Raw genomic sequence first — 22,340 nt, forward strand, 5'->3', positions numbered from 1 at the left:
GAATAGTTTGCTTTGTTCTAAAAATAACCCAAAGCCGAAAGAATACTTTTTAGTCCTAAGCCGATGGAAATTAAAATTACGATCCCGCTAATTAAATTCAGCCAAAAATTATTTACGTGATTTTTCAGCAGGTTTTTATCGTTAACAATCCACACGAGAAAAAGTGCAATAATTGGTAATAATAAACCATTGGCGACTTGAGAAAATAAAATAATAGAAGTCGGTTTGTAGCCTAAAGAAGAAAAAAATACGCCTAACAATAAAATAGGAATCCACACTAAACGTAATTTTTTACTTTTTAAATCTTGTTTCCAACCTAAAATTTCAGCAGTTGCATAAGAAGCAGCAAGTGGCGCGGTAATTGCTGAAGAAACTCCTGCAGCTAAAAATCCGAATGCTATAAAATACGAAGACCAATTTCCTAAAAGTGGTTCAAGCTGTAAAGCCAAATCATTAATATCGGTGATATTTTTCGCTTGACCTTCAAACGCAATTGCAGAAACTATCAAAATCGCCATCGTAATTATTCCGCCTAAAAGAATAGAAAGAATTGTGTCTAAACGTGCGAACGCAAGTGATTTTCTGTCTTTCCATTTTTCTTTTGCAGTTGAAGCGTGTAAAAATAAATTATACGGAACGACAGTTGTTCCAATAATCCCTACAACCAACAACGCGGTATCTTCACTTAATGAGGGAATAAATAAACCTTTAAATACTTGCTGAAAATCAGGTTTCAATAAAATTGCAGTGATTAAAAAGACGATTCCCATAATACTCACTAAAACGAGAATCGCTTTTTCAATCAATTTATATTTTCCGCTAAATAATAAGAGAAATGCTACACTGGCAACAATTAAAACTAGCGGATTAATAGTTGAAGAAAAAAAATTAGGAAAACCTAAAACCGCTCCTGTAATATTACCAGCTTCATAAGCCGCATTTCCAATTACAATAGCAGAAATAACCAAAAGAATAACCGGAATTCTCCAAAAAGAATGCTGTGTTTTTTTCCGAAGCGCGTCGCCAACTCCCAAGTTTGCAACAACGCCCAAACGAACCGACATTTCTTGTAAAAAAATTGTCGCAATAATCGAAAATAAAACTGCCCAAAGTAGCGTATAACCAGTAGCGGCTCCCGTAATGGAAGCCGTTGTTACTGTTCCCGGACCTATAAAAGCTGCTGCTACTAAAATTCCCGGTCCTAATTCTTTTAATTTCCTGAACATTTTTAGCTGTTCATCAGATCTTCAATTTCATCAGCTTCAATAGGAATATTGCGCATTAAATTAAAAGGTTCACCTTTTTCTTGAATTACCACATCATCTTCTAAACGAATTCCGAAACCTTCATCAGGAAGATAAACTCCGGGTTCTACAGTGAAAACCATATTCGCTTTCATTGGTTCGTGTAATAACCCGTAATCATGGGTATCTAAACCAATATTATGCGAAGTTCCGTGCATAAAATATTTCTTATATGCCGGCCAATCTGGATCTTCATTTTTTACATCCGCTTTATCTAAAATACCTAATTCGATAAATGCTGCAGTTGCCATTTTACCTACTTCTTTATGATATTCTTCCCACATTGTTCCGGGAACCAACATTTTTGTAGCTTCGTTTTTAATAGCGTTGATCTTGCTGTAAACTTCCTTTTGACGTTTTGTAAATTTTCCTGAAACCGGAATTGTACGTGACATATCACTTGAATAATTCGCATATTCTGCTCCAACATCTAATAAAATTAATTCGCCTTCTTTACACTGCATTTTATTTTCGATATAATGCAACACATTCGCATTTTGACCGGAAGCTACAATTGGCGTGTATGAAAATCCGCGAGAACGATTTCTTAAAAATTCATGCATAAATTCTGCTTCAATTTCATATTCCCAAACGCCGGGTTTTACAAAATCGAGCACTCTTCGAAATCCTTTTTCAGTAATATTACAAGCTTGTTGCATTACTTCTAATTCTATTGGATCTTTTACCGAACGTAAGCGTTGTAAAATAGGATTACTTTTTGCTACCGAATGTGCAGGATAGCTTTCTTTTAACCATTTATTGAAACGCGCTTCTCGTGTTTCGGTTTCTACATTAGCGCGGTAATGCTCGTTGGTGTTAATATAAACGGTTTCACTTTGCGCCATAAGTTCGTGGAAGATTTTATGAAAATCTTTTAGCCAATAAACCGTTTTAACGCCAGAAGTTTCGTAAGCTTTTTCTTTGGTTAATTTTTCACCTTCCCAAACAGCGATATGTTCGTTTGTTTCAGTTAAAAATAAAATTTCACGATGCTTTTCTTTTGGTGCGTCGGGAAATAAAACCAAAATACTTTCTTCTTGATCTACGCCGCTTAAATAATAAATATTTCGGTCTTGCTGAAAGGGAATTGTACTATCTGCACCAATAGGATAAACATCATTAGAGTTAAAAACCGCTACACTATTAGGTCGCATTTGCGCCATAAAGTTTTTTCGGTTTTTTATAAATAAATTGGAATCTATAGGTGTATATCTCATAATTACGTGTTATTATTTTTTCAAAAATAGGAATTTGAGTTTGAACGTCTCGTTTTTCACTTCGTAAATCTTTACTAAAGTAAAATGAAATTGCTTGCTTAAACTTATTCTAAATAATTCCTAAACACTGTGGAAAGTTTGTGAATAACTATTTTGAAGTGTATTTTTGTTGAGAATTTCTATAAAATAATCAAAACCAATGGGTGGATTAATACAATCTTCAACAGCGAAGAAATTTGCGATGGCGCTTTCTGGCCTTTTTCTAGTCCTTTTTTTAGCACAACATTTTACAATTAACTTAACCTCGGTAATTAGTCCGGAGATTTTTAATGAGTTATCCCATTTTATGGGAACTAACTTTTTTGTTCAGGCACTTTTACAGCCGGTCTTAATTTTTGGAGTGGTTTTTCACTTCATTATGGGTTTTGTGTTAGAAATTAAAAACAGAAATGCGCGTGATATCGGTTACATAAAATTTAAAGGAAGTGCAAACTCTAGTTGGATGTCTAGAAATATGATCTGGTCTGGATTAGTAGTATTAGCTTTTTTAGCATTGCACTTTTACGATTTTTGGGTACCCGAATTAATTCATAAATATGTTGAAAGTTCTCCGGTAGAACCAGATGTCTCTAGATATTATGATGATTTAGTGATGAAATTTCAAAGTCCAATAAGAACAGGATTATACGTGATTGCATTTATTTTCCTAATGCTTCACTTACTCCACGGGTTTTCTTCATCATTTCAATCTATTGGTTGGAACAACAAATACTCAAAAGGTTTACGAAGATTTACGGTTGCATATTCAATTATCATTCCACTAGGATTTATTTTTATAGCGCTTTTTCACTATATTAATAACTTATAATACGTACGATTTATGTCAGTTTTAGATTCAAAAATACCAGAAGGACCACTTGACCAAAAGTGGAAAAATCATAAAAATAATATTAACCTGGTTAATCCGGCAAACAAGCGTAATATAGATGTTATTGTAGTGGGAACAGGCTTAGCAGGAGGAAGTGCAGCAGCAACCTTAGCTGAGTTAGGTTACAACGTAAAAACATTTTGCTATCAAGATTCGCCAAGACGTGCTCACTCTATCGCAGCTCAAGGTGGAATAAACGCTTCAAAAAATTACCAAGGTGACGGTGATTCAGATTACCGATTATTTTATGATACTGTAAAAGGTGGCGATTACCGCTCTCGTGAAGCAAACGTTTATCGACTTGCTGAAGTTTCTGGAAATATTATTGACCAATGTGTAGCGCAAGGAGTTCCTTTTGCCCGAGAATATGGCGGGTATTTAGATAACCGTTCATTTGGTGGTGTGTTAGTTTCGCGTACTTTTTACGCAAAAGGACAAACCGGACAACAATTATTATTAGGAGCTTATTCTGCGATGAACCGCCAAATCAATCGCGGTAAAATTCAATCGTTCAACCGTCACGAAATGATGGATTTAGTGTTGGTTGATGGAAAAGCAAGAGGAATTATCGCTCGAAATATGGTAACCGGAGAGATTGAACGTCATTCTGCTCACGCAGTAGTTTTGGCTTCTGGTGGTTATGGAAACGTATTTTTCCTTTCTACAAATGCAATGGGAAGTAACGTAATGGCAGCTTGGCGAGCGCACCGTAGAGGAGCATATTTTGCCAATCCTTGTTATACGCAAATTCACCCGACTTGTATTCCGGTTTCAGGCGATCATCAATCAAAATTAACCTTGATGTCAGAATCGCTTCGTAATGACGGAAGAATTTGGGTACCGAAGAAAAAAGAAGATGCAATTGCTATTCGAGAAGGAAAGAAAAAACCTACCGAATTATCTGAAGAAGAACGCGATTATTATTTAGAGCGCAGATATCCTGCCTTTGGTAACTTGGTACCACGTGACGTTGCTTCAAGAGCAGCAAAAGAACGTTGCGATGCAGGTTTTGGAGTAAATAAAACTGGGGAAGCCGTATTCTTAGATTTTGCAAGTGCAATAAAACGTTACGGAAAAGAAAAAGCTTTTACTGCAGGTCATAAAAACCCTTCAGAAGAAGAAATTATAAAATTAGGAAAAGAAGCGGTTGCGGCGAAATACGGAAACCTTTTTGATATGTATCAAAAAATTGTCGATCAAAATCCGTATGAAACGCCAATGATGATTTACCCTGCAGTTCATTACACGATGGGCGGCCTTTGGGTAGATTATAATTTACAAACCACTATTCCGGGTTGTTACGCGGCTGGAGAAGCTAACTTCTCTGATCACGGTGCTAACCGATTAGGAGCTTCAGCCTTAATGCAAGGTTTAGCCGATGGGTATTTTGTTTTACCATATACGATTGGTGATTATTTATCTAACGATATTAGAACCGGAAAAATTTCTACAGAAACACCAGAATTTGACGAAGCTGAAAAAGCGGTAAAAGATAAAATTAATCGCTTAATGAACGCTGGCGGTCAACATTCTGTTGATTATTACCATAAGAAACTTGGTAAAATTATGTGGAATAAATGCGGAATGGCTAGAAATGCAAAAGGTTTAGAAGAAGCATTAGACGAAATAAAAGAATTACGCGAAGATTTTTGGAAGAATGTAAAAGTTCCGGGAACCGAAAATTCTAAAAACGCTGAGCTAGAAAAAGCAGGTCGCGTTGCAGATTTCTTAGAGTTAGGAGAACTTTTTGCAAAAGATGCTTTACATAGAAACGAATCTTGTGGAGGTCACTTTAGAGAAGAATACCAAACCGAAGAAGGAGAAGCCTTACGTGATGATGAAAATTATAAATACGTAGCAGCGTGGGAATACACCGGTAATCCTCGAGATTCAAAATTACATAAAGAAGACTTGATCTTCGATAATATAGAATTAAAAACAAGAAGTTATAAATAATTTGAATATTGAAAGTTTTATGCTTTCAAATTGTCAAATCTTCAACTACAAAATATGAAGTTAACATTAAAAATATGGCGGCAGGAAAATGCCAATGCTAAAGGAAAAATGGTTGACTACCAGATTGATGGAATAGAAGGCGATATGTCTTTTTTAGAAATGCTAGATGTACTCAATGAAGATTTGGTAGCTAAAGGAGAAGATACCATTCAGTTTGATCACGATTGTCGTGAAGGAATTTGTGGTTCTTGTTCGCTACAGATTAATGGAGAACCACACGGTCCCGATAAATTAATCGCTACTTGTCAATTGCACATGCGTTCATTTAACGATGGTGATACTATTTATATTGAACCTTTTCGAGCAAAAGCCTTTCCGGTAGTAAAAGATTTAATTGTAGATCGTTCTGCTTTCGATAGAATTCAGCAAGCGGGTGGTTATGTTTCTGTAAATACTTCAGGAAATACAATTGATGCGAATACACTTCCGGTAAACAAACACGATGCTGATGATTCTTTTAATGCAGCAACTTGTATTGGTTGTGGAGCTTGTGTAGCAGCGTGTAAAAACGCGAGTGCAATGTTATTTACTTCAGCAAAAGTTTCTCAATATGCATTACTTCCACAAGGAAAAGTTGAAGCAACAGAACGTGTGAAAGCGATGGTTCGCCAAATGGATGCAGAAGGTTTTGGAAATTGTAGTAATACTGGAGCTTGTGAAATTGAATGTCCTAAAGGAATTTCATTAGAAAATATTGCACGAATGAATCGTGAATATTTAAAAGCTTCTACTAAAGGATAGCTTTTAAAAAATTATTTCTAAAAATCCCAAATTCTTTTTGAGTTTGGGATTTTTTGTTTTTAACTTCCACAGAAATGCGAAAAATATGAATTATCCAGCGTCTAAACTTCCCAATTTAGGAACTACTATATTTACAAAAATGAGCAAAATGGCACAAGATTATAACGCCATTAATCTCTCGCAAGGTTTTCCTGACTTTTCACCTGATAATCATTTATTAGAATTAGCTTACAAAGCGATGACTTCCAATAAAAATCAATATGCGCCCTTAGCAGGTTTACCGAGTTTACGAGAAACATTGTGTGCTAAATTGAAAAAGGCTTATAATTCAAGTTATAATCCTGAAAACGAAATCACTATTACCGCAGGAGCTACACAAGCTTTGTTTACCGCAATTTCAGCTTTTATAAAAAAAGATGATGAAGTTATTGTTTTTAAACCTGCATATGATTGTTATGAACCAGCAATTGAACTTTATGGTGGAAAGCCGGTTCTTATTCAAATGAAAGCGCCTGAATATAAAATTGATTGGAAAGAAGTTACTGAAAAAGTAACTGAAAAAACCAAAATGATTATCATAAATACGCCACACAACCCAAGCGGAACTATTTTGAAAAAAGATGATCTTCAGCAACTTGAAAAAATTACCCGAAATACGAATATTTTAGTATTAAGCGATGAAGTTTATGAGCATATCATTTTTGATAACGAAGCTCATCAAAGCGTTGCTCGTTTTCCTGAATTGCAAAAACGTTCGCTAATTACGTATTCTTTTGGAAAAACCTTCCACGTTACCGGTTGGAAGTTGGGCTATTGCGTAGCGCCAAAAGAATTAATGAAAGAATTTCAGAAAGTTCACCAATACAATGTTTTTTGTGTGAATCACCCAATGCAATTTGCTTTAAACGAATATTTACAAAAAGAAAATAATTATTTGAATTTACCTGAATTTTATCAGCATAAGCGAGATTATTTTCTATCATTAATTAAAGATTCTCGTTTTAGCTTTACGCCTTCAAAAGGAACTTATTTTCAAACAGCATCTTATAAAAATATCACCGATAAACAAGATACAGATTTCGCTATCGAATTAATTAAAGAAAAGCAGCTAGCTACCATTCCCGTTTCTGTTTTTAATAAAAATCAGCAAGATGATAAAATGCTTCGATTTTGTTTTGCCAAGAAAGAAGAAACCTTAAAAAAAGCTGCAGAGATTATAAATTCTATATAAAATCTTAAATTGCTGTAAAGTGAGCCTCAACTTTTATAACTTTGAGATGATTAAGTTGAACCTATGATAGAAAAGGAAAATATAGTTTACGAACGCTCTGTGTTAATCGGAGTGGTTACCCAATACCAAGATGAAGAAAAATCTAAAGAATATTTAGATGAACTGGAGTTTTTAACCTATACTGCTGGTGGAGAGGTCATAAAGAGATTCTCTCAAAAACTCGATACACCCAATCCTAAAACATTTATCGGAACCGGTAAAATGGAAGAGGTTCTAAATTTCATTAAAGACAATGACATTGATACGGCTGTTTTTGATGACGAATTAAGTCCGGCACAACAAAAAAATATCGAGCGCATTTTAAAATGCAAGGTTGTAGATAGAACATATCTTATTCTAGATATTTTTGCGCAACGCGCTAAAACGAGTTATGCGAGTACACAAGTGGAACTCGCGCAATATGAATATTTATTGCCCCGTTTAGCCGGTTTATGGACTCACCTTGAAAGGCAACGTGGAGGAATTGGAATGCGCGGACCGGGAGAAACAGAAATTGAAACTGACCGACGAATTGTTCGCGATAAAATCACTTTACTCAAGAAAAAACTGAAAACCATTGACAAACAAATGGAAGTTCAGCGTGGAAATCGAGGTCAATTAGTTCGTGTTGCCTTAGTAGGTTACACCAATGTTGGAAAATCTACCTTGATGAACGTGATTAGTAAAAGTGAGGTTTTTGCTGAAAATAAATTATTCGCAACACTAGATACAACCGTTCGAAAAGTAGTTATTAGAAACTTACCGTTGTTGCTTACCGACACCGTTGGTTTTATTAGAAAACTTCCTACACAATTGGTAGAATCTTTTAAATCCACTTTAGATGAAGTTAGAGAATCAGATTTGTTGCTTCACGTAGTAGATATTTCACATCCTAATTTTGAAGATCATATTGCGTCTGTGAATCAAATTTTAGATGAAATTGAAGGTGGCGACAAACCAACTTTAATGGTTTTTAATAAAATCGACGCCTATAAACCTGAAAAAATTGAGGAAGATGATCTAGTAACTGAAAAAACTACAGCTCATAACACTTTAAAAGAGTGGAAACAAACTTGGATGAATAGACTGGGAGATGATGTTTTGTTTATTTCAGCAATTAATAAAGAGAATATGGAAGATTTCAGAAAAAAGGTTTACGAAGCTGTTCGAAAAATTCATATTACTCGCTTTCCATATAATAATTTTTTATACCCAGATTATGATAAATATACAGGAGAATTAAAAGATGAAGATTAATTTTTACTTGTATAAAAAAAGCCACTTCAATTGAAGTGGCTTTTTTTATTTATACCTCCCTTTTCCTTTTATTTAATTACCTTTTACAATAACATTGTCAATTTCAATAGTAGTTGAAGCAGAAGTAGTAGAAGTATACTTAAAAGCTACAAATAAATTTCCTCCTGCAGCTGCTGAAACATCTAAATCTCCAGAATCTACCCAATTACCAAAACTAGAAGTATCAGTATCTAAATTAGGCGACAATTGAAGCCAAGTTCCATCGCTATTAGGATCACCTCCATTGTAATCTGTAGAATAATAAACCTCTATAGGGTTACCACTGAACTTTCTTACATTATCAAAGCTAAAAAATGCTGAGGATACTCCTGATAAATCTATTGCTTCACTAATTAACCAATCCTCATTTAAGTTGTTAGCATTATTATCATAACCACTCATCACAGCACTTGGTGCCGGGTTTCCAAACTGGTCTGAAATTTCCCATTCTTGATTACCATCTACATCGTAAGTAGACCATTTAGAAAAATTAGTGTCAAAAGAATCCTGAAAAATAATATTCTCTTCAGAACCTCCTCCACCAACGCTAACACTAACATCATCTAGTTCATAAGTTCCATTAATTTCATCGGCTTTTCCTCCAGTATATTTAAATGCAACATAACCCGTTCCTGAGTAAGAAGATAAACTTATTTCTCCAGAATTTATCACCTTTTTAAAATCCTCTCCATTGTTAACAATATTTGCAGAAGATAAATTTTCCCAAGTTGCTGCAGTAATATTATCTGGATTACCGTCCCAATCGGTTGAAATGAGAACTTTTAATTCACTTCCATCAGCATAACTGTTTGAAGTTTTGAAAGTTAATACTTCATCATCTTGAGCATCAAAGTCCATCCCTGGAGTTATTAACCACATCACATTTTCTTCACTATCTGATTCAAAGGCACTAGCTATTGCTCCAATACCCATTGAAGGATTATTTTCTGTATCTTCGAAAGCGTTCCACTTAACAGATCCAGATTCACTAAAATTAGTCCAACCTTCTACATTTAATGTAGAACCATCCGACTGATCTTCAAAGGTTTCAGTAAAAGGGATTTGTATAGAACCTGCAAGTTCACTACCACATCGTGGACTAGTAAAGTTTACATCCTCTGTACTCCTTATGAATAATTGAGCATCTGTATTAAAAGTACTATAAACCGCTATTAAATTTCCTCTTTGATCTGGAATAGGAATTTGTGAAAAACTTGCAAAACCACTATTTCTTAAAATAATCTCATCGCCCTCACAATTTTCAATTGTTCTATTAACACTTTGTGTACTATTAAGTTGTCCATACACTTCACCTATATCAGCTTTAGAAAATTGAACGCTGTCAAGTTCTATTAATGTATTCAAGTTTTTTCTAGAGAGAGAATCGATTTCTATTTTATTTGGAATTATATCCTCTTTAGTTAATGATCTTTTGACTCTATCATCAAAATCTTGAACGCTCATTCGACCTATATTAGTTCCCCCTTCTAACGTTCCAATTGTAGGAAGTCCAGCATATTCACCCACAGACAATCCATTTACACGAACATAAACTTTTCTTCCTGGCGTTATGGTAGAAAAAATATTTTGCGCTTCTGTTGAAATAGAAATACCGTGTTCAGGATTTTCTGGTTTATCCTGAATAACTAATGTTTTATAAAAGTTGCCTTTTTCATCATTAGAAACCACATAACCTTCTAACCACATTGGGTCACTAGGGTCTCCATTTGCATTTGATGTAATAAGGGCCGGACTCCCTCCTGAATATAATTCTTTTACTTCACCAATAGTTGTATTAACATTTACATCTGGTTCTTCATAGGTGATTTCTGGCGTTTGAAAATCGTCATCTTGCACACAAGAAGTAAACGCTATTCCTAAAATAAATAGGAAGCTTAAAAACCTGAAATTTTTAGAAATTTTCATAATTATTATAATTTATTTTATTAAAATCTGATATATACATTTAAATAATACGTTGTCCCGTAACCGTACCAATATTTAGGACCAAATATTCTTTTACTATTACTAGTGTCTTCTGTTAATGTTTGATAAGTCGAATATCTTCCTTGTTCATAACCACCAGTTTTATATTCTTTGTCGAATACGTTATTTATTGTCGCAAAAAAGCCTATAAAATAGTCATCCACTTTCCAAGATTTTCCGCCAACTAGATTTACTAACATATAATCTCCAAATTGTTCTTGCCTTAATAAATCTTTAGCAACTTCAGGGTCATAATTATCAAATGGAGCTCCATCTACATCTTGATAGAAATTTCTTGTTCTTGCAACTGGAGAAACATCTACATATGCATGAGAGAAAAAGTTAGAAGTTGCCCCAAACCACCAGTAATCTGGATCTCTATACTCAAAACCTATTTGATAAGCTTGCTGCGGACCTCCTGCGATTTTATAATCTTTTAAGTAAGATTTTCCTAAATTATATTCACCTCTGTCGTTAATCAACTCATTATTTTTTGACATTGAAATAAAGTCGTCAGAAGTTAAGTAAACGTTCGGATTATTTGCATACGTATATTGACCAAATGCTGCTGCCCCTTTTAATTTTATAGTTGAGGTAATTTGAGCCTCAATACCTAGTTCTACCCCTAGATGTTGCTTGTCTAAGCCTGTTAATACTTCTTGAACAAAAGCTGAATTTTCATCTCTCCCTAAACTTGCAATCCCATCGGCAAAAAAGAAAGAAATTTCTGAAGCGTCTTCAATTTTTGTGTAATATCCTGTCAATCTAGCATTTATTGTAGGTGATCTGAATATATAACTTACATCTACATTTTTGACTTTTTCTTCTGTAATCCCATTTACAGTACTGTTATTATATCTAGAATTTGAAAAAGTATTACGCAATGTTGGAGCATCTATAAAATATGCGGTGTTGACATCTATTAAATGTCTTCCAGTTAGTTTATACGTTGCTCCTGCTTTTAGCCCATAAGTAGTGAAGTCGAGTTCATCACTTTTTCCTAATGAATTATCTTTAAAATTTCCACTTTTATATAAACCTTCTCTTTGATAATTAGTTTTTCCTAAATTTCCAGCTAAGTAAAAGTCTATTTTATTGTACTTAAACTGCGCTTGTGCAAAACCATTATATTCACTTGCATAAAGTTTATAGTTATATCTGAATGTATCATCTTCACCTACGATTCGATTTGGATTATTTAAGTCATTAGGAACATCGTTAAAGCTATCTATATCTAAATAACTTGAACCCCCTAATAAATCTATCATATTAGCAAAATTGTGTGAAGTAAGATTTGTGTAATTTAATTTTGCATTTAAAGTAATATTACTATTTATTTCTGAAGTTAAAATAGTATTCGCTGTAACTTTATCATCGTCATTTCTATCTTCATAAAGGTAATATCTCGAGTTTAAACCATTACCGTTATCATCTGTATTTGTTTCATAAAAAGAGTTCCAATCTATTTGCCCATCTCGTTGGAATTCTGTTAAGTTTAGATAAGCGCCTGCATAATTAGGACCTCCGTCTTGAGCTAACTCAAAACTTGGTAATTTTTGATAGTAAGCTGGATCTGGGTTCAACACATCATCATAACCTAAACGACTGTTTCCTATTTTTCCAAATTGATAAGATACGTTTGTATTAAGTCGTGTTTTTTCAGTAATATCCCAGTAGTGATTTAACATAAATACCGGTTCTTCAATCTCTCTTACTCTTGAGTTTCTTATTTCTCCGTCTTGATATCCCCAATATGAATTATATCTTGTATCTTTTAAATCATAAACTTCTTGTGTATTCGCTGAAGTTTTTCCTCTTCTATTAGGCGTGTAAAAAGTAGTGAAGTTTAAGCTGTGGTTTTCCCCTAATTTTTTTTCTACGGAAGCAAAAAAGGAATTTGCGTCATATAAAGAACCTTCTCTATATCCTTCTTCACCATATCTTCTAGATACTAAAAAACTAAAAGCCCACCCATCTTCAAGCAAGCCAGTATTATAAGAAGCCATAACTCGGCCGCGGTAAGTTCTATTAGAAGAAGCATAAGAAATACGTCCTCCTTTTTGGTATTGAGAAGCACGCATTATTATATTAGTTGTTCCGGCAAGATCGCCAAAATTATAGTCGTTAGCCGATAATCCCATCGAAAAAACCTGATTTCTCTGAGCATCATTTAGACCACCCCAATTACTCCATTGTGGTCTTCCGTTATACATTTTATTCATCTCAATACCGTTTATTAAAACTTTACCGTTTTGAGAATCGTATCCTCTTGGGTTAAAAAATGTAGCACTAAAATCGTACGAAGCGGCATTTAAGAAAACATCTTTTGAGGCTTGAAGTAAGCCCGACAAATTATCTGCTGACCCTTCTTCATTATTTAACTCATTATCAGACAAACTAATCGTACCTATCTGAAAGTTTTCTTCATTAATATCAACTTCTAGTTCAATTAATTCTAAGTTTAGTGTTTCTCCTTCGTTAATTATTACTGGAAATCTTTTTTTAATAAAACCAGCTTTTTCAAAGGAAATAATTTGCTCTCCTAATGGAACAGAAAACGCATCGAAGTTAAAATTACCATCTGCATTTGTTTTTACAGTAAAAGCAGTTTCTTCAATAGTAACTTCAACATCTGGTAAATTTTCATCGGTTGTAGCATCAACTACTTTTCCTTGTACCTTTGTTTTTTGTGCAAATAAAACAGCGGTTGAGCATAGCAATAATACAAAAAGAACAACTCTTTTTTTCATTTCAAAATTATTCATTAATACTTGTTTGAGTTAAGAAAATATTATTTTCCGGCTGCAAATTTACATTTTTTAAGTACAATACCTACTTTTGGCGTGGCATTTGCCAAAACTTTACGATAACATAATATTAACAAAAATGAAAAAATTAAGTTATTCACTCCTAGCGATTTGTATTCTTTTTGGTCAGTTAACATTTAGCCAAGAGAAAAAAACCTATAAAGTGAACACGATTGCTTTTTATAATTTAGAGAATCTTTTTGATACTGTGAACGACCCCGATAAATATGATGAAGCAAGCCCAATGATGGAAATGGCTGAAGGATTACGCGCCGATGTATACAAGAAAAAGTTAAAAAATATGGCGCGCGTAATTTCTGAAATAGGAAAAAAAGTTTCTAAACAACCTCCGGCTGTGATTGGGGTTTGTGAAGTTGAAAACAGAAAAGTATTAGAAGATTTAGTAAATGAACCCGCGCTTTTAGATGCTGATTACGGTATTGTTCATTTTGATTCTCCTGATGAACGAGGAATTGATGTTGGCTTACTCTACAGAAAAAATTTATTTAGACCTATCCATATTTCTTCTCACGAATTAGTTCTATACGATAAAAATGATCCTGATGATAGAGATTACACGCGGGACCAATTATTGGTTTCAGGTTTATTAGATGGCGAGGAAATTCACTTTATTGTAAATCACTGGCCTTCTAGAAGTGGTGGTGAAGCTGCAAGTAGAAGTAAACGTGAAAAAGCAGCGGCTTTAAACAAAAAAATAATCGATTCTTTACAAGCTAACGATCCTTATGCTAAAATCATAACAATGGGGGATTTAAATGATGGCCCTTATAATTCTAGTGTAAAAGATGTATTGGGTGCAAAAGCTGAAAAAGACGATCTTAAATTAAAAGAATTATACAATCCGATGGAAAATATGCAGAAAAAAGGAATTGGAACAATTGCCTATCGTGATAGCTGGGATTTATTCGATCAAATGATTTTATCTGAACCGTTTCTAAAAGACGATTATAGTTCTTACCGATTCTATAAAGCCGGTGTTTTTAATCCTAATTATTTAGCAAACCCAAGAGGACGTTACAAAGGTTACCCGTACAGAAGTTTTTCTGGCGGTGGATTTTCCGGAGGATATAGTGATCACTTTCCGGTTTATGTTTTATTAGTTAAAGAAATGTAATTGAATTCATTTTAATAGATAAAAAAGCCGCTAGAATCTAGCGGCTTTTTTTATTAATAATTTTATTCTGAAATTATCATTGTGCTAGCTTTACAATCTTCCATAAATCCACAAGCTAAATCGGCACGATCTGAACAGCCCCAATATTTTTCACCCTCAATAATAGAAACATTAGGTGTACAACTTGATTGTCCTTGGCAGGCTAAATAACTAACAGTAATACCTGCATTTTTATTATTCAAATCCGCTTCAGTAATTCTATAAAGCTTCGAGTCTTCTTTCTCCAACCAAGACGCTAATCTTATATTGGATTTAAAACTCTCTGCAAGTATAAAATAATACAGCTCTTTTCTTTCTCCTACAGTATATTGTTTTTTTATACTTATTTTATCAAATGAAACATCTTCTTCATTAGGGTAAAAATATTTCTTTAGAAATGATTTATATTTAACGGTATCTGCTACTATTTTATAATCATCCTTTTCAACAGTTGCAAAAAGATTCTTATCCTGAGCATATAAATAAGAATTTATGGAAAAACAAAAGAGTATTAGGAATATTAATTTGAAATATTCAATTTTCATTGTCATTAAATTTTACAGGTATGCGTTATAAATTTAATGATAAACTATTTAAAAAGACGCTATTTTAATAATAATTTTTAAAGCCAAACCGACCAAGGAATCATAGCAAGCATAGCTATAAAAGCTAAGGTGTAAAAAATGGCTAAGGTTTTAAATTTTGAAGCCGAAATAGATTTCTTCTTATGTTTCGAATAGCCGATTGTTATGAGAGCAATTGCAATAATCATTAATAATGGATGTTCTACATTATAAAGACGTAAAAGATCATTTTTCATTATTAAAGAAACGTCTGTATCTGCATCGAACCATCTTATTTTATCAGATATAAAAAATAAAACAATACCAAAGAGTAATTGAATATGTGTTACAATTAAAGCGAATAATGAAATTCTAAAGTCTTTGGGTCCGTAAGATCGTTTGGCAACACTGCCGATGATTGCATTAACTGTTGCTAAAAAAACAACCAACACAACTAAATATGCCCAAAACGAATGTAAATGATAAAAAGCGGTATACATAAAGTCTATTTTTTGAAAGCTAAGGTACATCTTTTTCAAAAAAAAATCCGCTATCAAAGACAGCGGATTTTCTCAAAAATTTTAATTAATTTAGAAAAGATATTTTACAGCAACGTTCCACGTTAAACCATTTCCGTAGAAATAACCATAATTGTCTTTTTGCGAAATATATTCGTGATCTAATACATTGTAAATGTTTCCGTTTAATTGAATTTTACTATCACCGAAATCAAAATTATAATACGCTCCTAAATCGAATAACGAATAAGGTTTTAATTTTTCGGGTTGATAATTAGGTATAAGTGCATCTTCTGGTTCTGCAATTCCCCAAAGGTTTGCGTAATAATTCCAATCTACTGAGACAGAAAGTTTATTAGAAATAATATCATAATTAGTCCCTAAACCAGCTGAAGCTTGCGGAGCTTGCCCAATTCTAGTTCCTGTAAAATCTGCTTCATCCACTAAAAGAATTGTTGTTGAAGTATTATTTCTAATTCTATAATCAGAAGAATTAATATAACGCCATTCGCCCATCGTAGCGTAACCTCTTAACATTAAATCGCGCATTGGTTTCCATTTCATGTCTAACTCAAGACCTTTATGTCTTTGACCAATACCAGTATAAAGATAAGTTACATCATTGTATTCTGGATTTTGTTCATTTCCATTAGGATCGTAAACGCCTCCTTGACTTAAAAATCTATTTTTCCAAGTAGTAATATAGGCATTAAAATTTAATTGAAAATCATCTGTTTGGAAACGATAACCCGCTTCAAAACCAATAATTTCTTCATTGTCCACTTCAGGATCTGCTAATTGCGTATTATCTGCATAGCTTGGGAAAACATTATCTAAATAAGGTTGTCTGGAATATTTTCCGGCATTACCAAAAATGGTATGTCCTTCAAGAAACATCCAAGATGCACCTCCTTTAATATTGTATCCAGTTTTATTTACGGTTTCCGATTCTTTGGTTTCTTCAAAATTACCGCGATCCTCTCTTTTGTAGGATTGATTAGATAATGCACCTTGAAAAAATACTGAAAACTTATCATTTGCCCATTCTACTTGCCCAAAGCCTCCTTGATAATTTATATTTTCAGAATAATCATAATCAATTCTTTCCTCTTCTTCGGCATAATTAAATAAAGCTGCCCAAGGATCTGGATTAAAAGTTGTACTAACTGTGTTTTCAGGATTTCCACCAAATGGTTCTCTTACACCATCTAAACCTAACAAATTAGTGATTTGTCTAAAGTGATCTCCCTTATAAAATCTTATATCTGTTCCTACATTAAAGGTAAGATTTTCAGAAATATTATTTTCATAATTAATTACTGAACCGTACCACGCGTGATTATTAACTGAAGCTCTTAAAATCGTCCCTTCATAATCGGCAGGTCTTGCATAACGATTTCCGTTTGCATCTGGCGTTAGAGAAGTGTTGTATACATTTTCTATATAATCCCAATCGATTAAACCTTTATTTGGACCGTACGCTCCACCTTGTAATTCAGACTCGTTCGGATAATCTATATATCCAGGACCATTTCCATAATCTCCCGTTCCGCCACCACGACCGAAAGATGCATAAATTACAGTTGATAAATTGGATTTTTCAGAAATATTCCAATCCCAGTTTAAGTTTAATACAGGTTTATGGTAATAATTTCTTCGTAAACTTAAATATTCACCATCTCTAAAACCATAATTATTATTGTATTTTATTCCATAACGATCATATAATTCTCGATCTTTTGAATAATTTTGATCATGCCACTGCGGAGCCCCTGTAAACAAGAAATTGAAATTATGATCTCCCGCTTTTTTCCCTACGGAAAAGAAATAATTTTGACCTTCCCCTTTAGTTCCATTCGCGTATTTGCTATGTGCTTTCCAGTAATCTAATAAGAAAGAAAAACCCCAACCATTTTCATTCATTCCTGTATCGTAAGATACCGTTCCTTTTAAATAACTTCCGTTTCCTACTAAAAATCTTGCAAAACCACCTTCTGTCCTATTGGTAGCTTTGGTAACAATATTTACAGTTCCTCCTACGGAAGAAATCGCTAATTTAGATGACCCTAATCCGCGTTGAACTTGAACCGCGTTTGCGATATCGGTTATTCCTGCCCAATTTGACCAATACATTTTTCCATCTTCCATCCCGTTAATTGGCTGTCCGTTTAAAAGAAACGCGGTATTGGTTTGGTCAAAACCTCTTACAAACATTTGCGAATCTCCAAAACCTCCCGATTGATTCGAAACATAAACGTTAGGTGTATTTTTTAAAACCTGTGGAAATTCTACGTTACCAACCGCTCTTTTTTGAATTTCTTGTCGGGTTACGGTAGAAACCGCGATTGGTGTTTCTCTATCTTCTTCTAAATCGATTACACCGCGGCCAATTACAACAATTTCACCCAAAGCGTTCGCGTCGGGTTTCATCATAATTTCTCCTAAATCGGCAGTAGTTCCATTTTCTATGGAATAAGCTACAGTCATAGGTTTAAAACCTATATAACTTATTTTTATTTCTCCTGAATCTTCTTCAACTTCTAAGGTAAATTTACCATCGAAATCGGTAGTAGTTCCGTTACTCGTGCCTACAACCATGACATTTGCTCCTAAAAGCGGCGTGTCGGTTTCGACATCTTTGAGTGTACCGGTGACTGTTTTTTGCGCTAACAATAAATTAGCCGTAAAAAACAATACTAAAAAGAATAATTTTTTCATGTTAATGCTTGTTATAAATGTTGATTTGCAGGTACAAATGAACTGGAAAAAGCGAAGAGCGCTTTTAAGCAAGCATTAACAAAAAACCTTGATTAGGTTACGTTTATGTAAAAAACTTTAGCTGAATATTACGAGCTTAACGGAATATTAAATTTTCTTAAACTTTAAATCATCAAGCTCTTTTTTTAAAGGTTCTATGGTTTTGTAAAATTCGGGTTTCATCGTTTCCTTTAAAGGTTCTGAACTTGGTAAATTTTGTTTGTAGGGATCTACTTGTTTTCCGTAAACCCAAAAGCGATAACAAACATGCGGTCCGGTAGCCAAACCTGTACTTCCAACAAAACCAATGATATCACCTTGTTTTACACGTTGGCCAACTTTTACATTTCGTTTCGTCATGTGTAAATATTGTGTAGTGTATTTATCGTTATGGCGAACTTTTACATAATTTCCATTTCCGCGCGTATAGCTTGAACGAATTACTACGCCGTCTGCGGTTGTCCAAATTGGAGTTCCGGTTGGTGCAGCATAATCGGTTCCTTTATGAGCTTTCCACCGTTTTTGAACAGGATGAAATCTGCGTTTGGTATAACGAGATGAAATTCTGGTAAATTTTAAGGGTGCTTTTAAGAAGAAACTTTGTAAAGATTGTGCTTCTTCATCATAAAATTTTGGAAAACCGCTTAAACTATCTTTTCCGAATTGAAAAGCATAATAAGGATTATCGTAATGAGTAAGAACCGCCGCTTCAATATTTGCTAAACCGGCATAAATAGTATCATCTATATATTTTTCATTATAGATTAATTTGAATTGATCTCCTTTTTGAATTTTGAAGAAATCTATTTTCCATTGATAAATATCTGCAATTTTATCGGCCAAAAGAATACTTAATCCTTCATTATCCATCGCTGCAGAAAGAGACGAAGTAATTACACCGCTAGCGGTTTTTCGTTTTATAGTAACTGGTTTTTTATCTTTTCTTACCACCACGCTATCTTGCAAATCGATAACCGTATAATTTATTTTGTCCTGTTGGTAAATAAAAGCCTGAACAGTTTCTGAAGTGTCTTTAGATTTTAAAATGGTATAAGCTCTACCTGCTACAATTCTCGCCGGATTAAAAATATCTTTAATCTGCTCTGAAATTTGAAAAACCTTACCCCGACTCACGCCGTTTGAGTCCATTATTCCACCGAAACTATCACCTAAACGAATGGTATCTTTTACCACTTTATAATCATTAAGTGAAAACCCGAATTCTTTTAAAATTGGGGGCTTTTTTTTAGCTTTTACCTCAGAAATAGGTTTTGTTTTCGGCTCATCGTCACATGAAAATAAAATGAATGAACAAAAAATAACTAAAAAATAGGGGAATATTCTTTTCAAATCGTTTGGGTTTAGGATAATAAAGGGTTTTCAAAAATATTTAAAGCTAAACTTCTATACAACTTAATTTCACACTAATTATTTTACTTGATATAAGGATTTGAAAAATGCTGAAGTTCAATTAAAATTACTGAAAACTGAATTTTAGTTAATCCATAATAATTTTAAATGGATGCGCTAAACCTTTAAAAGCATCTAAATCTGCTTCAAGTGAACCAACTGCTAAGTCAGCTTCAATTTTTAATGGAATTTTATTAGCATCGTCGCTTACCCAAAAAGTTAAGCTTTCTTCTTCTTCAAAAACTCTTCCGGCTTGCACGTAAGGTCTAAATTTTAAAGCGGCTACTTTTCCGAATTTTGTTTTTAGTGTTTCTCTTCCAAGGAAAACAGTTTTGAATTTATAATTTTCATTATCGAAAAAAAGATCTACTATAATCTCATCACCTTCTTTAATATTATTCTCATCTATTTTATTCCGCAAATAGTAAAACACCGATAGCATATCTTGTACCTTCGGCTTGGTTTCATAACTTTTTATGGTTTGGTGTTTTAAATCATGAACTTTAGCTGAATGCAGGTTTTGGTTAAAATCGATATAACGGTTTTTTTTGTGACCGCCTTCATTAATTTTTCGAATAAACCTTACTGGTAAATTGTCTTTTTTAGAAATATAGGTTTGGTAATTATCGTCTACCTCGAAAAATAAATGCAATAAGCCTGTAGATTTTCCTTCACCGATTACGTGATAAACATCGGTATTATTAAAGCTATCGTCTTTTACTTCTAAAGTTGCAAAACTTGCATTAAACCAACCGTAATGTATTCTGAATTTAAACCATTCGCCAGCTTTGTATGCTTGTTTTTGTTGCGCAGAAAGTTGCAAAAAAGGAACAAGTAATAACAGGTATATTAGAATTTTATTTTTCATATAAATAGATTTAAGCTGCTAGTTTTATAGCGGTTGGCAATGAAAATACAATTACTGTTCCAAATGTATTAAAACACAAAACCCCATCAAATTAATTGACAGGGTTTTATGCTTATTAACCAACTAAAACTTAAATTTATGAAAAAATACTTTCTCAAATTGCACTCTCGGTAACCACCCCGAAATTGCGGATGCAAAAATACGTTCACTTTAAAATATTCGCAAGCAAAAACGTATATTTAACATTTCACTGAAAATATTTCATCAAAAAATAGTTTTCAATGGTTATTTTCTAATTATTTTAAGGATTAAGACAACGTACCTCGTAAACCTTGTTCTCTTTCAATTGCTTCAAATAAGGCTTTAAAGTTTCCTGCTCCAAAACCTCTTGCTCCCATTCGTTGAATAATTTCGAAAAACAACGTTGGACGATCTTCTACCGGTTTGGTGAATATTTGCAATAAATACCCCTCTTCATCGGCATCGATCATTATTCCAAGTTTTTTAAGTTTTTCCATATCTTCTCGAAGCTCATGATCGTGTTCTGCTAATCGTTCTGGCACTTCGTTGTAATATGTTTCTGGTGGAGTTGATAAAAATTCTACTCCGCGAGAGCGTAAATCGGCTACTGTTTTAATAATATCATCGGTAGCTACTGCAATATGCTGAACGCCGGAACCTTCATAAAAATCCAAATATTCTTCAATTTGAGATTTTTTCATTCCTTCAGCTGGTTCGTTTATCGGGAATTTAATTCTTCCGTTTCCATTACTCATTACCTTACTCATTAGAGCTGAGTATTCGGTATGAATTTGCTTATCATCAAAAGAAAGGAAATTAACGAATCCCATTACATCTTCGTACCATTTTACCCAAGTATTCATTTGGTTCCAACCCACATTTCCTACCATGTGATCAATATATTTTAATCCGGTAGGCGTTGGATTATATTCAGATTTCCATTCTACGAAACCTGGTAAAAATGAGCCGTTATAGTTTTTTCGTTCTACAAACATGTGAACAGTTTCACCATAAGTATAAATTCCTGATCGTACTACTTCGCCATGTTCGTCTTTCTCTACTTTAGGTTCCATAAAAGATTTTGCTCCACGAGAAGTTGTTTCTTCCCAGGCTTTTTTTGCATCTTCTACCCAAAGTGCAATTACTTTTACCCCATCACCATGTTTCACAATATGGTCATTAATCGGGTGTTTAGAATTTAATGGCGTAGTTAATACTAATCTAATTTTATCTTGTTTTAATACATACGAAACGGTGTCTTTACTTCCAGTTTCTAAACCTTTATATGAATGTGACTGAAAGCCGAATGCGGTTTTATAAAAGTGGGCCGCTTGTTTGGCGTTTCCTACGTAAAATTCTACATAGTCTGTTCCTAATAAAGGCAAGAAGTCTTGTGCACCTTCAAAAATTTTTTCTAATCCGTAGTCTACTGATTTTATATCTTTACTCATGATTTTATAATTT

The 22,340-nt window shown here is 33.6% G+C and carries 16 protein-coding genes; 6 read left to right on the forward strand and 10 right to left on the reverse strand.

All coding sequences use genetic code 11. The features are described from left to right. Window positions 1-17: 17 nt before the first annotated feature. Together ACFFGL_RS07650 and ACFFGL_RS07655 are read right to left on the reverse strand one after the other, a co-directional pair. A complete protein-coding gene (locus ACFFGL_RS07650) occupies window positions 18-1,226 on the reverse strand; it encodes an Nramp family divalent metal transporter (RefSeq protein WP_309726978.1) in 1,209 nt (402 codons plus the stop codon). 2 nt (window positions 1,227-1,228) lie between these two features. Continuing rightward, a complete protein-coding gene (locus ACFFGL_RS07655; protein WP_309726977.1) occupies window positions 1,229-2,521 on the reverse strand; it encodes an aminopeptidase P N-terminal domain-containing protein in 1,293 nt (430 codons plus the stop codon). 199 nt (window positions 2,522-2,720) lie between these two features. Here ACFFGL_RS07655 and ACFFGL_RS07660 point away from each other — a divergent pair, with 199 nt between their 5' ends. The 5 genes from ACFFGL_RS07660 (at window position 2,721) to hflX (ending at window position 8,733) form a co-directional block, all read left to right on the forward strand. Then, on the forward strand, window positions 2,721-3,389 hold the full coding sequence (locus ACFFGL_RS07660) for a succinate dehydrogenase cytochrome b subunit (protein WP_309726976.1): 669 nt from the start codon (window positions 2,721-2,723) through the stop codon (window positions 3,387-3,389). 12 nt (window positions 3,390-3,401) lie between these two features. Then, the gene (locus ACFFGL_RS07665; RefSeq protein ID WP_309726975.1) at window positions 3,402-5,405 is read left to right on the forward strand and encodes a fumarate reductase/succinate dehydrogenase flavoprotein subunit; all 2,004 of its coding nucleotides are present in this window, start codon (window positions 3,402-3,404) and stop codon (window positions 5,403-5,405) included. Window positions 5,406-5,459: 54 nt separating this feature from the next. Beyond that, the gene (locus tag ACFFGL_RS07670) at window positions 5,460-6,206 is read left to right on the forward strand and encodes a succinate dehydrogenase/fumarate reductase iron-sulfur subunit (RefSeq protein WP_309726974.1); all 747 of its coding nucleotides are present in this window, start codon (window positions 5,460-5,462) and stop codon (window positions 6,204-6,206) included. Window positions 6,207-6,291: 85 nt separating this feature from the next. Next, the gene (locus tag ACFFGL_RS07675) at window positions 6,292-7,437 is read left to right on the forward strand and encodes a methionine aminotransferase (RefSeq protein ID WP_309726973.1); all 1,146 of its coding nucleotides are present in this window, start codon (window positions 6,292-6,294) and stop codon (window positions 7,435-7,437) included. A gap of 63 nt (window positions 7,438-7,500) precedes the next feature. Next, the gene (hflX, locus tag ACFFGL_RS07680) at window positions 7,501-8,733 is read left to right on the forward strand and encodes a GTPase HflX (RefSeq protein WP_309726972.1); all 1,233 of its coding nucleotides are present in this window, start codon (window positions 7,501-7,503) and stop codon (window positions 8,731-8,733) included. Window positions 8,734-8,805: 72 nt separating this feature from the next. Here hflX and ACFFGL_RS07685 read toward each other — a convergent pair whose 3' ends face one another. Together ACFFGL_RS07685 and ACFFGL_RS07690 are read right to left on the reverse strand one after the other, a co-directional pair. Continuing rightward, window positions 8,806-10,698: a DUF5689 domain-containing protein gene (locus tag ACFFGL_RS07685; RefSeq protein WP_309726971.1), complete on the reverse strand. Its 1,893-nt coding sequence runs from the start codon at window positions 10,696-10,698 to the stop codon at window positions 8,806-8,808. 20 nt (window positions 10,699-10,718) lie between these two features. Beyond that, window positions 10,719-13,523, reverse strand: coding sequence for a carboxypeptidase-like regulatory domain-containing protein (locus tag ACFFGL_RS07690; protein ID WP_309726970.1), 2,805 nt, complete (start codon window positions 13,521-13,523; stop codon window positions 10,719-10,721). Window positions 13,524-13,644: 121 nt separating this feature from the next. Between ACFFGL_RS07690 and ACFFGL_RS07695 the strand changes: the two genes are divergently transcribed. Further along, window positions 13,645-14,700, forward strand: coding sequence for an endonuclease/exonuclease/phosphatase family protein (locus ACFFGL_RS07695; protein ID WP_309726969.1), 1,056 nt, complete (start codon window positions 13,645-13,647; stop codon window positions 14,698-14,700). A gap of 62 nt (window positions 14,701-14,762) precedes the next feature. On the opposite strand, the gene ACFFGL_RS07700 is transcribed toward ACFFGL_RS07695, so the two are convergent. The 6 genes from ACFFGL_RS07700 to hppD all read right to left on the reverse strand — a co-directional run bounded on the left by ACFFGL_RS07700 (window position 14,763) and on the right by hppD (window position 22,327). Continuing rightward, window positions 14,763-15,284 carry a hypothetical protein gene (locus tag ACFFGL_RS07700; RefSeq protein WP_309726968.1) on the reverse strand — a complete coding sequence of 174 codons (522 nt, stop codon included), beginning with the start codon at window positions 15,282-15,284 and terminating at the stop codon, window positions 14,763-14,765. 77 nt (window positions 15,285-15,361) lie between these two features. Next, window positions 15,362-15,802: a hypothetical protein gene (locus ACFFGL_RS07705; protein WP_374708749.1), complete on the reverse strand. Its 441-nt coding sequence runs from the start codon at window positions 15,800-15,802 to the stop codon at window positions 15,362-15,364. Window positions 15,803-15,892: 90 nt separating this feature from the next. Further along, entirely contained in the window at window positions 15,893-18,538 is a 2,646-nt protein-coding gene (locus ACFFGL_RS07710) for a TonB-dependent receptor (RefSeq protein WP_309726966.1), read from the reverse strand. 147 nt (window positions 18,539-18,685) lie between these two features. Continuing rightward, window positions 18,686-19,927, reverse strand: coding sequence for a peptidoglycan DD-metalloendopeptidase family protein (locus ACFFGL_RS07715; protein ID WP_309726965.1), 1,242 nt, complete (start codon window positions 19,925-19,927; stop codon window positions 18,686-18,688). Between the two features lie 148 nt (window positions 19,928-20,075). Next, window positions 20,076-20,855, reverse strand: a complete 780-nt coding sequence (locus ACFFGL_RS07720) for a DUF3108 domain-containing protein (protein WP_309726964.1) — start codon at window positions 20,853-20,855, stop codon at window positions 20,076-20,078. A 308-nt stretch (window positions 20,856-21,163) separates the two neighbouring features. After that, the gene (gene hppD, locus ACFFGL_RS07725) at window positions 21,164-22,327 is read right to left on the reverse strand and encodes a 4-hydroxyphenylpyruvate dioxygenase (protein ID WP_309726963.1); all 1,164 of its coding nucleotides are present in this window, start codon (window positions 22,325-22,327) and stop codon (window positions 21,164-21,166) included. Between the last annotated feature and the right edge of the window lie 13 nt (window positions 22,328-22,340).

Source organism: Mesonia maritima (assembly GCF_042433895.1).
In the GTDB taxonomy this organism is placed as follows: Bacteria; Bacteroidota; Bacteroidia; order Flavobacteriales; family Flavobacteriaceae; genus Mesonia; species Mesonia maritima.